Source organism: Muribaculum intestinale (assembly GCF_002201515.1).
Taxonomy (GTDB): Bacteria; Bacteroidota; Bacteroidia; order Bacteroidales; family Muribaculaceae; genus Muribaculum; species Muribaculum intestinale.
The window spans coordinates 2,409,569-2,423,120 of the sequence record NZ_CP021421.1 but is presented as its reverse complement, the minus strand read 5'-3'; the positions used below and the strand labels follow the sequence as shown (position 1 = coordinate 2,423,120).

16 protein-coding genes, 1 tRNA gene and 1 pseudogene are annotated in these 13,552 nt (G+C 50.8%); 8 read left to right on the top strand and 10 right to left on the bottom strand.

The window, feature by feature from the left end; all coding sequences use genetic code 11:
* Window positions 1–11: 11 nt before the first annotated feature.
* Entirely contained in the window at window positions 12–731 is a 720-nt protein-coding gene (locus ADH68_RS09795; RefSeq protein WP_068960971.1) for a tRNA1(Val) (adenine(37)-N6)-methyltransferase, read from the bottom strand.
* A gap of 211 nt (window positions 732–942) precedes the next feature.
* Between ADH68_RS09795 and yihA the strand changes: the two genes are divergently transcribed.
* The 4 genes from yihA (at window position 943) to ADH68_RS09775 (ending at window position 5,289) form a co-directional block, all read left to right on the top strand.
* Complete coding sequence (yihA, locus tag ADH68_RS09790; RefSeq protein ID WP_068960972.1) at window positions 943–1,587, top strand: ribosome biogenesis GTP-binding protein YihA/YsxC; 645 nt, start codon at window positions 943–945, stop codon at window positions 1,585–1,587.
* Between the two features lie 11 nt (window positions 1,588–1,598).
* Window positions 1,599–3,806: a RelA/SpoT family protein gene (locus tag ADH68_RS09785; RefSeq protein WP_068960973.1), complete on the top strand. Its 2,208-nt coding sequence runs from the start codon at window positions 1,599–1,601 to the stop codon at window positions 3,804–3,806.
* Window positions 3,787–4,665 carry a hypothetical protein gene (locus ADH68_RS09780; protein WP_068960974.1) on the top strand — a complete coding sequence of 293 codons (879 nt, stop codon included), beginning with the start codon at window positions 3,787–3,789 and terminating at the stop codon, window positions 4,663–4,665. Before ADH68_RS09785 ends, ADH68_RS09780 begins: the two co-directional genes overlap by 20 nt.
* 72 nt (window positions 4,666–4,737) lie before the next feature.
* Window positions 4,738–5,289 carry an NUDIX hydrolase gene (locus ADH68_RS09775; RefSeq protein ID WP_068960975.1) on the top strand — a complete coding sequence of 184 codons (552 nt, stop codon included), beginning with the start codon at window positions 4,738–4,740 and terminating at the stop codon, window positions 5,287–5,289.
* A 355-nt stretch (window positions 5,290–5,644) separates the two neighbouring features.
* Here the strand turns inward: ADH68_RS09775 and ADH68_RS14280 are convergent.
* Both ADH68_RS14280 and ADH68_RS14160 read right to left on the bottom strand, forming a co-directional pair.
* Window positions 5,645–5,806, bottom strand: a pseudogene (locus ADH68_RS14280) (IS5/IS1182 family transposase); the annotation flags it as partial.
* Between the two features lie 55 nt (window positions 5,807–5,861).
* Window positions 5,862–6,062: a hypothetical protein gene (locus ADH68_RS14160; protein ID WP_068960976.1), complete on the bottom strand. Its 201-nt coding sequence runs from the start codon at window positions 6,060–6,062 to the stop codon at window positions 5,862–5,864.
* Between the two features lie 112 nt (window positions 6,063–6,174).
* Here ADH68_RS14160 and ADH68_RS14275 point away from each other — a divergent pair, with 112 nt between their 5' ends.
* Both ADH68_RS14275 and ADH68_RS14270 read left to right on the top strand, forming a co-directional pair.
* A complete protein-coding gene (locus ADH68_RS14275) occupies window positions 6,175–6,351 on the top strand; it encodes a transposase (protein WP_084274042.1) in 177 nt (58 codons plus the stop codon).
* Window positions 6,276–6,497: a transposase gene (locus ADH68_RS14270; RefSeq protein ID WP_107033555.1), complete on the top strand. Its 222-nt coding sequence runs from the start codon at window positions 6,276–6,278 to the stop codon at window positions 6,495–6,497. The genes ADH68_RS14275 and ADH68_RS14270 overlap by 76 nt, the downstream gene beginning before the upstream one ends.
* A gap of 163 nt (window positions 6,498–6,660) precedes the next feature.
* Here the strand turns inward: ADH68_RS14270 and ADH68_RS09760 are convergent, their stop codons facing one another.
* The gene (locus ADH68_RS09760; protein ID WP_068960596.1) at window positions 6,661–8,043 is read right to left on the bottom strand and encodes a transposase; all 1,383 of its coding nucleotides are present in this window, start codon (window positions 8,041–8,043) and stop codon (window positions 6,661–6,663) included.
* Window positions 8,044–8,154: 111 nt separating this feature from the next.
* On the opposite strand from ADH68_RS09760, the gene ADH68_RS14265 reads away from it, so the two are divergent.
* Window positions 8,155–8,652, top strand: a complete 498-nt coding sequence (locus tag ADH68_RS14265) for a transposase (protein ID WP_394370497.1) — start codon at window positions 8,155–8,157, stop codon at window positions 8,650–8,652.
* A 74-nt stretch (window positions 8,653–8,726) separates the two neighbouring features.
* Here ADH68_RS14265 and ADH68_RS09755 read toward each other — a convergent pair whose 3' ends face one another.
* Genes ADH68_RS09755 through ung form a run of 6 tightly spaced genes read right to left on the bottom strand, consistent with a single transcriptional unit; the run spans window position 8,727 to window position 13,288 of the window.
* The gene (locus ADH68_RS09755) at window positions 8,727–9,530 is read right to left on the bottom strand and encodes a TrmH family RNA methyltransferase (protein WP_068960977.1); all 804 of its coding nucleotides are present in this window, start codon (window positions 9,528–9,530) and stop codon (window positions 8,727–8,729) included.
* Window positions 9,527–10,306: a polyphenol oxidase family protein gene (locus ADH68_RS09750; protein ID WP_157755887.1), complete on the bottom strand. Its 780-nt coding sequence runs from the start codon at window positions 10,304–10,306 to the stop codon at window positions 9,527–9,529. The genes ADH68_RS09755 and ADH68_RS09750 overlap by 4 nt, the downstream gene beginning before the upstream one ends.
* Window positions 10,296–10,880: a DUF3109 family protein gene (locus tag ADH68_RS09745; RefSeq protein WP_068962071.1), complete on the bottom strand. Its 585-nt coding sequence runs from the start codon at window positions 10,878–10,880 to the stop codon at window positions 10,296–10,298. Before ADH68_RS09745 ends, ADH68_RS09750 begins: the two co-directional genes overlap by 11 nt.
* 26 nt (window positions 10,881–10,906) lie before the next feature.
* The gene (locus ADH68_RS09740; RefSeq protein ID WP_068960979.1) at window positions 10,907–12,187 is read right to left on the bottom strand and encodes a type IX secretion system plug protein; all 1,281 of its coding nucleotides are present in this window, start codon (window positions 12,185–12,187) and stop codon (window positions 10,907–10,909) included.
* Complete coding sequence (locus tag ADH68_RS09735) at window positions 12,187–12,597, bottom strand: C-GCAxxG-C-C family protein (RefSeq protein WP_068960980.1); 411 nt, start codon at window positions 12,595–12,597, stop codon at window positions 12,187–12,189. The genes ADH68_RS09740 and ADH68_RS09735 overlap by 1 nt, the downstream gene beginning before the upstream one ends.
* A gap of 16 nt (window positions 12,598–12,613) precedes the next feature.
* Window positions 12,614–13,288 (bottom strand): uracil-DNA glycosylase, encoded by a 675-nt coding sequence (gene ung / locus ADH68_RS09730; protein ID WP_068960981.1) that lies wholly within the window; start codon window positions 13,286–13,288, stop codon window positions 12,614–12,616.
* Window positions 13,289–13,422: 134 nt separating this feature from the next.
* Here ung and ADH68_RS09725 point away from each other — a divergent pair.
* Window positions 13,423–13,497, top strand: a tRNA-Arg gene (locus ADH68_RS09725).
* The last annotated feature ends 55 nt before the right edge of the window (window positions 13,498–13,552 follow it).

Genomic DNA, 13,552 nt, shown 5'->3' with positions numbered 1-13,552 from the left:
ATTTCAATATCTCAAAGATAGAAATCACCCGTCAGGGCCTTGTATGCGTCACTGCCTATCAGTAGGTCTTCTACCTTAGGCGGTGACGCCTTTTTATCTTTGCGCATCTCCCACAACAGCCGAGAGGGCTCCTGTGCACCCGGTTTGGTGAACACTCTCGTCATACGCGACAGCCTGAGCCCGCACAGTTCCATATCAAACATTATATCATTCTGCCGCTCGGCCGGAGACACCATCGACAATATTCCGTCGGCCGACAACAGTCCGCACGCGCAAGCCCGCATTATAACTCCGTAATCCAGGTCGGCACCATGGCGTGCAAGCATGCGTCCTCGGTCCGGAGCCTTGATTTCCGTCTTGAAAAATGGCGGATTGCTCACTACGGCATCGAAACTCACTCCCTGACCGGCATACTCGCAAAAACCGGCATGCTCTATGGCGATACGTCCTGCCCATGGCGATGCGCCGGCATTCACCAGCGCTTCCTCACATGCCTCCTCTACAATATCTATTCCGGTAATAAAGGCATTGTCAAAACGCTGTGCCAGCATAAGGGCAATCAGCCCGCTGCCGGTGCCCACATCAAGCACCGTGGCCATCGAGGCATCAGGCACACACGCCCATGCGCCAAGCAGCACACCGTCGGTACCTACTTTCATTGCGCTCAGCGAATTGGCCACATCAAACCGCTTGAACCGAAACACACTCTCACGCGTCTTGCTCGTTCCCATAATCTTATTTATTTAAGTATTCTCATGAAAATTATATCTTCCCGCTCCCCAAAGTTATGAATTTTTCAATTAACTCCACCCATACCGAAACGAGAAGCATGCCATCGCCGGCATATGCCTATATAAGCAGACATAAACATAGTAAACATCAAAATCGTTATTGAAGTATCATCTAAAAGTGCTATCTTTACAAAAATAAATTACAGAAGCTATGGACATAACATCCTCGAAATTTGAGATCAGTAATTCCGACGTCAAAAAATGTCCCGCCACATGCTACCACGAGTACGCATTCATAGGCCGAAGCAATGTCGGAAAGTCCTCGCTGATCAATATGCTGACACGACACAAGGGGCTGGCGATGACATCGTCGACCCCGGGCAAAACCACTCTTATCAACCATTTCCTTATCAACGGGTCATGGTATATAGTCGACCTTCCCGGCTACGGCTATGCACAGCGTGGCAAGGAGCAGCAGCGGCAGATACGTCGCATTATCGAGGAATATATACTCAACCGACAGCAGATGACATGTCTGTTTGTGCTCGTAGACTCCCGCCACGACCCACAGAAAATTGACATCGAGTTCATGGACTGGCTCGGTGAAAATGGTGTCCCGTTTGCCATCGTATTTACCAAACTCGACAAAATGTCGGCGGCGGCAGCAAAGATTGTGACCGGCAAATACCTCGACAAACTAAAAGAAACATGGGAAGAGCTCCCTCCGGTGTTCTATACATCGAGCCACGACGGACGCGGCAGAGCACAACTGCTCGACTATATCGACGAGCTGAACCAACTCCCCACAATGACTACAGAGGAACTGTCCTACATCAACAGCACTGACAACACCTGACACCCACGAAAATGCCCAACGCATACTTCACCGACGACGAACGCCTGAGGCTTATCGAAATATCCCGACGCCTCCTTCGGCTCACACGCGACATCACACTGCCCGACGATGTGGCGCGGGTACGTGTCATAATGACCGAAGGCATCGAACAACAGCACTGTCCGCGCGACCGCTTCAGCATAAATCCCATAATCCATAATCTCGAAACAGCGCTACTGCTGTGCGAAAAGATTTCGCCCGACCGCAACATGGTGCTAGCCATACTGCTGTTCATACTCTGCAAAAGCGAGTTTATCGAAGAGAAAGAACTTGTAAAGGAATGGGGCGACGACATAGCGCGCCTCATTCGAGGCCTTCTAAAAGTATCTACACTGTATGCCCGGCAGGCGGCAATGGAGAGCGACAACTTCCGAAAGCTGCTCCTCACTTTCGCCGAAGACATACGTGTGATTATTATAATGATTGTCGACCGCCTCGCCATGATGCGTGCAATCAACCATCATCCCGATGAAAAGATGGTTCATGACGTGGCCTACGAGAGCAACTATCTCTATGCCCCGCTATCACATCGTCTGGGACTCTACTCCATCAAAAGCGAACTCGAGGATCTGTCGCTCAAATACACCAACCGACAGACATATACCGACATTGCCCACAAACTCAACCAGACCAAAGCGAGCCGCGACGCATATATCGCCGAATTCATCGCCCCTATAAAGGAAAAACTCGATGCGACTCCCCTGAAATATGAAATCAAGGGACGCACGAAGTCGATATATTCCATCTGGAACAAACTCGTAAAACAGAAAACGGATCTGGAGCATATCTACGACCTGTTTGCTATACGTATCATCATCGACGCCGAACAGGAAAAGGAGAAGAGCGATTGCTGGCTGGCATACTCGCTCATCACCGACATGTACCAGCCCAATCCTTCCCGAATGAAGGACTGGCTCAGCATACCCAAGAGCAACGGCTACGAATCGCTGCATATCACCGTGAAGGGCCCGGGCGACCGATGGGTGGAAGTGCAGATACGCACACGCCGCATGGACCTTATCGCCGAAAAAGGCCTCGCCGCCCATTGGAAATACAAGGGCATAAAGAGCGAAGAGTCACTTGATGCCTGGATGAACAATGTACGCGACATACTCGAGACCGCAGAGACAGGCCCGATGGAGCTGATGAAGAACATGCGCATGGACTTCTACGACAAGGAGGTGTTCGTGTTCACCCCCAAGGGCGACCTCTTCAAGCTCCCCTACGGAGCCACCGTGCTCGACTTCGCTTTCCATATACACACCAAACTCGGCATGTCGTGCACAGGCGCCAAGGTAAACGGACGCAACCAGAAGATAAACTATAAACTCCGCTCGGGCGATACCGTGGAGATAATGACATCCGCACAGCAGGTGCCCAAAATCGACTGGCTGGCATTTGTAGTAACCGGAAAAGCGCGCAACCGCATACGCCAGAGTATCCACGAGATGGAAAACCGCGCTTCCTCCCTCGGTAAAGAACTGTTGGAGCGCCGGCTGAAAAACCGCAAAATCGACCTTGTGGAGGCCACCCTGATGAAACTCATCAAAAAGATGGGCTTCCGCACCGTGACCGATTTCTTCAATGCCATTGCCGCCGAACAACTCGACATCAACGAGGTAATCGAACAATATGTCGCTGTCGACCGCCCGACAGAAACCACACCCGACAAGATATCGGCCGAAGAATTCCAGCTACAGCCTACAGCTCCAGACGATACACGCGGCTCGTCTGATGTACTCGTAATCGGCGAGGGTATAAAAGGTGTCAACTACCGTCTGTCGAAATGCTGCAACCCCATTTACGGCGACGAGGTGTTCGGATTCATATCCTCCGAAGGCGTCATCAAAATCCATCGCAACGACTGCCCCAACGCAGCCAACATACGCTCGCGCTACCCTTACCGGCTCATACCGACCCGCTGGTCAGGCAAAGTGGGCGAGCAGTTCGGAGCCACACTGCGTATCATCGGAAACGACGACATCGGTATCGTCACCTCGATTACCTCCATTATCAACAAGGAATCCTCGACCACCCTGCGCAGCATATCCATCGACAGCAACGACGGAATTTTCCAGGGATTTCTCGGAGTCGGTGTCAGAGACACAGCGGCTCTCAACACTTTAATAAAGAAACTCAAAACCGTAAAAGGCGTAAAAGATGTACAACGCAGCAAATAAACCGCTATTCATTACCACCATCGCATCGGCCATAATATCGGCCGGGATATTGGCAACATCATGCTCCGGCTCTTCGGCAAATGAAGAGAAGGAAGCCTCACTCCTACTGCAACAGGCCGACAGCGCCGCAACAACTCATGATTTCACTCTTGCGCTTGAACTGCTTGACACCATTAAAAGCAAATATCCCGCACAGATTGATATCCAGCGTCAAGCTATGGCTCTGCGGCCCAAAGTAGAAGAGGGCGCCATCATACGCGAAATCGAACAGACCGACTCCCTCTCTGCATATATCGCTTACCGTATCGACTCCATTATGCCGCAGTTTCAGCTCGTACATGACCCTTCGCTCGGAGAAGACTACGACTACTACGTCATAAAGCAATATGCCAAGTCCAACCTATTTTCACGCACGGGTGTAGAGGGACGCGTAGAACCCTCGGGACAATACAAGATACTCTCTTCCCTCACTGCATCGCCGGTCAAACACACATCGATTGCACTCTCTGGCTCCGCAGGAGAAGTCGCGTCAGCCTCAGTGCCCTACGACGGCGAACGCAACTACCGCTCCGGAGGCACCGAGATGATAACCTTCATCGGCGCGGATTGTGACACTCTCGGATACTGGCTCAACAACTCAGCCACTTCCGGCACGGTGAAGCTCATATTCAAAGGCGAGCGCAATTATTCCACCCCGCTTGCAGCCAACGACCGACGTTCGCTTGCCGAAAGCTGGAAACTTGCATCATTCATGAAAGAGCGCCGCATGCTCTCGGTAAAACGCGATTTTCTTGAACGTAAACTGGCTCTCACACGCGACCAGATGGCGCGCACAGCCGGCGAACACAACGTACAGTAACATACACAAACTACGCGCAGCGACATACGGACTCTTCCGGGATGTCGCTGCGCATGCTATAGTTAGTCAGACATGGAAAAATGGACCACTACCGATAGCCGCTACATAATAAAGCGGCCATGGCTCACCGCCAGATGCGATACAATGCGCATGCCCGACGGGCAAATAAAGGATGAATTCTATGTGCTCGAATATCCTGACTGGGTAAATATCATAGCAATCACCACCGATGGAAAGATGGTGCTTGTAGAACAGTATCGCCACGGTCTCGACGATATATTCATGGAATTATGTGCAGGCTGTGTAGAACCCGGAGAGGATCCCCTCGCCGCAGCAAAGCGCGAACTGGCCGAGGAAACAGGATTCGGAGGTGGCGAATGGGAGCTAAGTATGGTGCTCAGCGCCAATCCCACAAGTATGAACAACCTAAATTACTGCTACATCGCCACCGGCGTGGAACTCATAGGCGAGCAACACCTCGACCCGACAGAAGACATCAATGTACATGTACTCGAGCCCGACGAAGTAAAGCGCCTTCTCGTCAACGACCGCATCAAGCAATCGCTTATGGCAGCTCCGCTATGGAAATACTTCGCCCAGCGAGGCGAATGCCCCATAAAATAAGACCCCGTTCCCCAATATTTGTTAACGCTGGGGTCGCATATCTCTGAGTGATTTTTGTCTTGTGATGAAGGAGCGTAGCCGTAGCTACGTGACTGAAGAACAGGGCAAAAAGCGCCAGAGATATGCGATGATAAGGTAATTTTATACATCAGCACACAATTAATTTCACCCCAATTCAGTTATATGATTTTAAGCATTTATAACTTGTTGGATTAGGTTGGGATATACTACAGATTTGACACTTAGACAGCGCAACTTTATTTTAGAAAAATTTCCAGAAATTTTCAATACGAAATCAAAGGCTGATATATTTAAGATTATTAATGCCTTGTTTTTCTTAATCAAAACAGGGAAGTCATCTTGACTTTTTGAGTCTGTTAATGTGTTTAAGAAATATCACATGGAATGCCAGAAGATTCCACCCTTTCCAGCTGGAAACCGTTTTGTCGAAACGATTGAGCACGGATCGGAAAGAGTCCATCCAGGCATTTGTCCTCTCAATGCTATATCTGAGAGACAGGAGTTTTCTGTCCAAAAGATATTTCTCATCGTTTTTGGTATGATTGTTGAATCTACATTAGCAATGATTCCGGCACTGTCACATTTTTTCTGAAATCGCGACAATCAAATCCGGCATCGGCATTGAGGAAAAGGCCGTCAATGGAAATTCCTGCGTTATCCATCATGCTAAATATGCACTGGATGACCTCGCAAAGGTCTCCCTTGCATGGGTAGCCTCGTTTGACGGTTGTCAGATACGGCAGGATTTCCATTCTTATGGTGTCTTTATCTATGAGTTCTATCAATTCAAGGAGTGTTTAGGTGTGTTTTTATCATTACACTTAACACTCCTTATTGTATTTTGTATGTTTAAAATAAGTCAAGATGACTTCAGGGTGTCAATGGAAACTTCTGCCAAATGATTTTCCAAAATGGCGTACCGTGTATGAATTTTACCGCAAGTGGATTTCTATAGGATTTTTTGACTGTTTGACCCAAGAATTGAATGTCACGGCAAGGGATTCGCTAAGAAAATCGGCTCAACGACTGTTGCCGTCATAGACAGCCAAAGCGTGCGTACCGGACTGGACCAATCAGTAAAGGGAATAGACGGAGGAAAGAAAATCAATGGTATAAAAAGACATCTTGCCGTAGATTTAAATGGATTCCCGCTGACTATATTTAGGGATATTCAGTTAATGGCTTGATTTTTCAAGCTGAAAATGGAGCGTGGTCGCCCTATGGCGGTGCTGTTTTGATTATGAGGGCAAATTTTCAATTCTCGGCGCATAAAATATGACATTTCGGACAGATAGGGATACACTGATTCGCCTCCGATATGTTTCGGAGGTGAGGTGACAGTATGATTTTTCACGCTCGCTGTTTCTTCTTTTCTTCGATGGCGAGTTGTCGGGCGGCAAGCGTTGCGGCATTTGCCATGTGGATGCCGAAAAAGAGCAGCAGCGTCTCGCTGCGGGAGTTGCGTGCAGCAATCCGGCTGACACCGTAGTGCTGTTTCTGGTTTCCGAAGCTGCCCTCCATGGCGGTAGAGCGCAGTGTCCCGATTATTCGTCGGGCTGTGCTTATGTCGGTGTTTTCATCCTTTGGCTTCGGGCCTTTGCGGACAAAACATGTCGTTATGCCGTTTTCGGTACAGTACCGCCGGTTGTCGTTGTTGGCATAGATGGTGTCAGCTCCGACTTTGGCGACTTTGACTCCGGTCAATTCCTGTTGATATTCAATACACTCCTGTAATCTCACGCCCTCGTTGAAGGCTTCGAAGGAATGATGCTCGATGAATGATATTCCATCAATCTGGATGTTGTTGACCTTGGCTCCGAACTCCACTCGCTTGTTCTCCTTGCCTCTGACGATGGGCCGGATGTACGGACGGTCTATGCTGACGATGCGTTTCTTCACCTCCTTTTTCTGAGCAAGCGCTCTCTGCTGTCGATACACCTCTTTAAGAGCGAAGAGACGCTTGCTTTGCTCGGCGGTGAGCGCGATGTCAACGGTGTGTATCTTGCAGATTCTGTTCCATTGCCCTATCTGTTTGGAAAGCAAGCCGAGCAATCGACGGCGGAGTTTGACAGTGGCCGCCCTGCTGTGTTTGCGATGCTTGGCATAGGTGAGTCTGGCGCGGTCAATATCACGATACTTGTTGCGCGGCAGCCGTTCCTTCAGCGCCTTACAGGTCTTTGCAATTAGAGATTGAAGCCACTCGCAGCATTCCCACAACAGTTTTACATCTGTCGGGAACCGCAGATGGCTCTCGTAGCAGGTGGCATCGGTCAGACACAAATCCTTGTTTCTCAGCGAGCCGCCCCATTTGCCATACAGGATTTTCTGCAGTTCTCTGATGTCCAGAACTCCGGCTATGCGCTGACGGATAGCACTGACTATCTTGCCGTTCTTTATGGGCTTGGCGGGATCTATGAGCACCCCGCAGAACATCTGCATGTGTATGTTGCCGTTGAGCATCTCGATCAGGCCGTCATCCGATTGTCCGGTATATGGTTTGAGGAACATCAGCGCCACCTCTCCCTCCGGCGGGAACATCGGCGTGTTGCCTTGAGGATGCGTTTTGGGAAAATGCGAGCGGATTTTCTCTGCCAGCTCCTTCAATGGCAGTTGCGCATGGATGCGCCCGAGCTCGCTTACGGCAAAACTCTCGCGATATTTTTGCATAAAATCGAACTCGGTAAACGGCAACGTGGCCGTAATCTCAGATATTTTCCGTAACTTCACGAACATTTATTTTTAAGAATTACCCCCGAATAAGCCCGTGATGGGTTCATCGGGGGTTCTTTGTAAAGTTACAAAATATCTATAACTCTGCCAAATAATCAGTTAGCCATTAACTGAATATCCCTATTTATATCACGCGCAAATGTCCACGACAGCAAGGGGGCGATTGGATTGGCAATTGACACGGCCTGCAAATATCCGACGATCAGATTATTAAAGGCAGACAACGGCTATCGCGGACCTTTAGTAAAAAACTTGAAAGAGGGATTGCTTGTGGAATTGGAGTGTGTGAAATCGAATTTCGTCACATCGGAATTCAAGCCGATTAGCGGCAGGTGGGTTGTGGAACGTACCTTCTCGTGGCTTGAATCTTTCAGACTATTAAATTCTTCACACCGCCAACGCGATTGCGATGGCAGCGTGTGCAATGTTTATGTTGCGGTTCCTTTAATTCAACTTCATCCCGAGTTCATCACAGACATATTTATTCTCGGCTGTCCGTGGCAGAAATTACCTTCGCCTCGGCCAATCGTCATACATCTGCGTCCGCTTGTTTCGGTCACAATGCAACCGCATTGCTCCCTCACTGCGCGAACACATCTGCTCGATGCTTGACCGCCCCAGCGTTAACAAATATTGGGGAACGGGGTCTAAGCCCGTCACATGATTGCAGTCGCATAATACGCTCCTCAGCGCTTACGCAACTGCCAGAAAGCCACGGCCGATGCAGCGGCTACATTGAGCGAATCCACACAATGATGCATCGGTATTTTTACCACATAATCAGCGCTATCGATGACATCGCGTGGCAAGCCGTCCCCCTCGCTGCCCATCACTATGGCCAGACGCGGCTCAGCCATCAACTCCGCGTCATCGATACTGACAGAGTTGTCGCTCAGCGCCATTGCCGCCGTCTTGAATCCCATCTCCTGAAGGCTACGATAGCCCTCGGCAGGGAGCCGGCCCCACGGCACAAGAAATACCGAACCCATCGACACACGTATCGAGCGACGGTTGAGCGGATCGCACGAGGTCGAGGTAAGGAGCACCCCGTCGATACCGAGGGCCGCCGCCGACCTGAATATGGCGCCGATATTGGTAGTGTCGACCACCCCGTCGATGACAACTATACGCGACGCGCCATCACACACCTCGCCCACACTCTTCTCTACGGGGCGACGCATGGCGCACAGCACACCGCGTGTAAGCGTATATCCGGTGAGGGCTGCAAGAAGCTCGCGGCTACCGGTGTATACCGGCACCTCATCGCCACATCGGGCTATAATGCCCGCAGCATCTCCTGCGATATGCCGCTCCTCGCATAACAGCGACACAGGTTCATAACCCGCGTTCAAGGCTACATCAATGACCTTCGGACTCTCTGCGATAAACATCGCCTGCGCAGGGTCAAGACGATTGCGCAACTGTGCCTCGGTAAGAGAAGCAAACACCTCCACTCCGGCGGCGTCAAGGCTATCGATTCTGACTATCATCTATTTAGAGCTTGTTTAATAATAAATGAGAAATTGCGACCCGAAGCCACACCCAGAGCGCGGGCTGAAAAATACCGGTCGCTCCGGCATCGCGTACACTCTCCGATATCGGTTATATTTTCTCTTGGCACACCCTTTGACACGAGTATGCGCACAACCGCGGCAGAAAGGTTTACATGAGGTTTCTCATCTGCAAGATGCACCACATCTTCCGGATGAAACCTGCACGCCACCTCGTCGCCTACCTCGAAACAGCACACACCGATATGAGGCGCGATAAAGCCATGTATATCGCCGGCAGACGCACCGGCACGCACCATACAGTCTACCGCATTTTCCACGACGCCGCCCACAGTACCACGCCATCCGGCATGCACCGCACACACCACACCTGCCTTCTCATCGCAAAGGAGCAGAGGCAGGCAGTCGGCTGTATTCACACCTACAGCCACTCCTTGCAATGCGGTGACCACAGCATCGACACCATCAATATCACGGCTATCGACAGGCACACTGTCAACCACCGCCACACGCGCGCTGTGTGTCTGTCTTGGCACCACAACCATATCAGCGGATATACCGAGACATGACGCGAGCTCATCCCGACACTGCTGCCAGTGCGATGCCTCATCACCGACATAGTGGCACAGCGAAAATCCGGAGTAAGCATCATCAGCCTTGCTCAATCCACGGAAAGTAGTTGCAGCATACACCTCGCCTGAATCGTAAAGAGACACAAGCGGAACAGAGGTTACAGCAACGGAATCAGCCGCCATACTCATCAAGATATGCCTCACAGGCCAATTTCAGTTCGTCGTACCACTCCTTTCCGAAATATTCTGTAAGCGGCCCTTCGAGGAACTGATACAGGCGTATCCCCTCTTTGCGGCCAAGCACCTCGGCGGCACGGCACACCTTCCAGCGATGATAATTCACAGCGGTAAACGACGGATACCGGGTGAGCCTCACAGGATACAGAGCACACGACGCCGGTTTGCGGAAATCCTTGATACGGCCTTCGCGATAAGCCTTCTCGACAGCACACAGACAGACGCCACCGGGACCGTATGTGCAGAACGCGCAGTCGCGTCCGTTGACAATCGTAGTGACAAGGTCGCCCTCCTCATCCACATAACCCACACCGCGCTCCTCAATCTCCTTGCGGCCGGCCGGAGTAAGGTCGTCGCTTACAACCGGCAACACCTCCTTAAGTTTCTCATATTCCTCGCGGGTAATGGGTGCTCCGGCATCGCCCTCGATGCAGCATTCACCCATGCATTTCGAAAGATCGCAGCAGAAAAAACGCTCTGCAAGGTCAAGCGACACCAATGTATCCTGAATCTGTAGCATTATTACTTCGTCCTCTTTTGTTTCCATCATTGTATTGACATTACGGTACTGCTTCCGAGCAGACGGTCGTAGCGAGAGCCCGGCGCACGGTAGTATACGTCGATTCGGTATTCGTCGGCAGTCTGGGCAAAATTGCCCTCGACAGGAGCCGTAAGCCCCGAACTTTGTCCGCGCGGCACCACTACATACTGGTAGTTGTAGCTACCCTGCTTAAGAAGCATGGCATGACGATACACACCGGCATCATTGTCATAGTGCATACGCGACGTCGCGTCAAGACGACGGTTTGCAAGATCACCGTCGATATATATTTCGCTATCGGCAAGTTCGGGCATGGCGAGAGTGAAATGCACCACCACATAGTCGGCGTCAAGTTCCGGCTCGGCTGCATTTATTTCTCTCACTCTATAGCGCCCCTGTTGGGTGCGGTCGTAGGTATATTCCCTCCGCGGCGAGTCATCTGTCAATCGGAAATGATAGTACGGATCGGCATACACCACCTCGGCCACTCCCATATTGGGATGGTCGACCGACACAGTCTCAAACCTTCGGTATTCATTGCCGGCGCTGAATATCAGCGGACGCATATGGGTATAATGCGCGCATACTCCACCGTTGCTCCCTCGACCGTCGACATATTGCGGACGCTGCAAGGTACGTATATCATCCTCGCGGCCGTTCTGTCTCACTTTCACTATCAGACGGTTGTTGATATCCTCCATATTGAGCATATCGCCACCGTCGACACTGATTTCAAGTTGCTGGTGGGCCTGCATGTAGTCAATGTCGGTAACACCCGACACCTTGGCCGAAATACCTACAGCACCCTCCTCGATTGCAAACCGTGCCTGGAGCAATATGTCGTCAGGCTTCCCGTCCTCATATACTTTCAGCAGATAATTACCGGAAAGCAGAGGATTCATGTTACCGTCGGGAATCACTATACGATAGTGAACATAAGGCACCGTAGTGGCACCTGAGAACGCCCAGTCCTCGACCTCAGCGTCATTGAATCCATCAAGATATTCGCTCCCCACCAGCGCATCCGGCTGCCAGTCGGCATTGCAATGCACAAGAGTGTAACGCAGATACTGACGGTCATCGCCAATCATGTCAAACGACACTTCTATCGAGCGCCCGCTGCCAAGTCTCACTACCGGAGGGAGCATATCGGCTCCGGACGGATGGACTTTCAAGGCACCTACACGCGAGTCAAATGCACGTGTACGGGTATCATCGGCATACGCCATCAATCCCGACAGCATGACAGCCAGCACGGCAAACGCAAAATGTGTTACACGCCACATCAGTTGCCGACAGCTTCAACAGCATTATGCAGTATAGCCACAGAGTCCTCTATATACTGCATGCAAGGTTTACGGTTTGCCCTATCGGCAAGCAACTCGCCACATACAATGGAGCCGTTACTCTCCGCAAAACGCGAGCACATATCTTTTATCGAGGCGTAGACTTTCTGTTTTTCAGCCGGATTGCCTGCAACCATAAATCCGCTTACGACAGCCATGCCGGTTATAGTGCCGCATGCCTGATGCTGTCCTCCGACTCCACCACCCAGACCTATAGATACGGCAGCGGCAGCTTCTTCTGAGAGATTGTGCACATCGTCAAATACCATGACAACACATTGCGAACAGGTATAGCCCTGTTTCCTCAATTCACGGGCGCGCTCAAGGCGCGATTCAAGTGTATGCTTCATCTTTTTTATTTCCGGTTTATCTCCAGTCGACAGGTGTCTTCCCCTGCTTTATAAGATAGTCGTTGGCGCGGCTGAACGGGCGAGAGCCAAAAAATCCACGGTAAGCCGACAGAGGAGACGGATGTGCCGACTCAATCACCAGATGACGGCTACGGTCGATAAATGCACCCTTCTTAATGGCATAGCTACCCCAGAGAATGAACACAAGCCCGTCGCGGTCATCATTCAGCCGATGAACTACAGCATCGGTAAACGTCTCCCAGCCTCGCCCCTGGTGCGAAGCAGCACGATGCGCCTCCACAGTAAGAGTAGAGTTAAGCAGCAAAACTCCCTGACGTGCCCAGCGCGATAAATCGCCATCGCCCGGCACTGACTCAAGCGCAAGATCATCCTTCACCTCTTTAAATATATTTATCAGCGAAGGAGGTAGCGGCACACCGGCATTCACCGAAAAACACAGCCCGTTGGCCTGCCCCGGTCCATGATAAGGATCCTGACCGAGAATCACTACCTTAACCTCCGGGAAAGGACAACTGTCGAACGCTGCGAATATTTTACCCGCAGGAGGGAATACCGGCGCAGCGCCATTACGGTATTCATGCCTGACAAAATCGGTCAGAGCCACAAAATACGGCTTTTCCCATTCGCCGGAAAGTTCTTCCCGCCATGTAGGTTCAATTTTTACATCCATCAAGCTGTATCGTTTTAATTAGGTAGCCAAATTTATTTTTGCAAATATACAAAATAATTCGTAGTTTTGTCGAAGATTTTAGAAACCGCTATCCGCCCGAAGCGGAATTGCATCAAAATCAACACAGCAATTATGCGCCCGTAGTTCAATGGATAGAATAATGGATTCCGGTTCCATCGATTGGGGTTCGACTCCCCACGGGCGTACCAAGGCAGCTTCCAGCTGCCTTTTTTATTTACATTTCATGCAAATACATCTTAATCT

Excerpts from the sequence above, each read along its gene's own strand:
- ADH68_RS09795 (WP_068960971.1), bottom strand. The coding sequence starts at position 731 with ATGGGAACGAGCAAGACGCGTGAGAGTGTGTTTCGGTTCAAGCGGTTT.
- yihA (WP_068960972.1), top strand. The coding sequence starts at position 943 with ATGGACATAACATCCTCGAAATTTGAGATCAGTAATTCCGACGTCAAA.
- ADH68_RS09785 (WP_068960973.1), top strand. The coding sequence starts at position 1,599 with ATGCCCAACGCATACTTCACCGACGACGAACGCCTGAGGCTTATCGAA.
- ADH68_RS09780 (WP_068960974.1), top strand. The coding sequence starts at position 3,787 with ATGTACAACGCAGCAAATAAACCGCTATTCATTACCACCATCGCATCG.
- ADH68_RS09775 (WP_068960975.1), top strand. The coding sequence starts at position 4,738 with ATGGAAAAATGGACCACTACCGATAGCCGCTACATAATAAAGCGGCCA.
- ADH68_RS14160 (WP_068960976.1), bottom strand. The coding sequence starts at position 6,062 with ATGGAAATCCTGCCGTATCTGACAACCGTCAAACGAGGCTACCCATGC.
- ADH68_RS14275 (WP_084274042.1), top strand. The coding sequence starts at position 6,175 with ATGACTTCAGGGTGTCAATGGAAACTTCTGCCAAATGATTTTCCAAAA.
- ADH68_RS09760 (WP_068960596.1), bottom strand. The coding sequence starts at position 8,043 with ATGTTCGTGAAGTTACGGAAAATATCTGAGATTACGGCCACGTTGCCG.
- ADH68_RS09755 (WP_068960977.1), bottom strand. The coding sequence starts at position 9,530 with ATGATAGTCAGAATCGATAGCCTTGACGCCGCCGGAGTGGAGGTGTTT.
- ADH68_RS09750 (WP_157755887.1), bottom strand. The coding sequence starts at position 10,306 with ATGGCGGCTGATTCCGTTGCTGTAACCTCTGTTCCGCTTGTGTCTCTT.
- ADH68_RS09745 (WP_068962071.1), bottom strand. The coding sequence starts at position 10,880 with ATGCTACAGATTCAGGATACATTGGTGTCGCTTGACCTTGCAGAGCGT.
- ADH68_RS09740 (WP_068960979.1), bottom strand. The coding sequence starts at position 12,187 with ATGTGGCGTGTAACACATTTTGCGTTTGCCGTGCTGGCTGTCATGCTG.
- ADH68_RS09735 (WP_068960980.1), bottom strand. The coding sequence starts at position 12,597 with ATGAAGCATACACTTGAATCGCGCCTTGAGCGCGCCCGTGAATTGAGG.
- ung (WP_068960981.1), bottom strand. The coding sequence starts at position 13,288 with ATGGATGTAAAAATTGAACCTACATGGCGGGAAGAACTTTCCGGCGAA.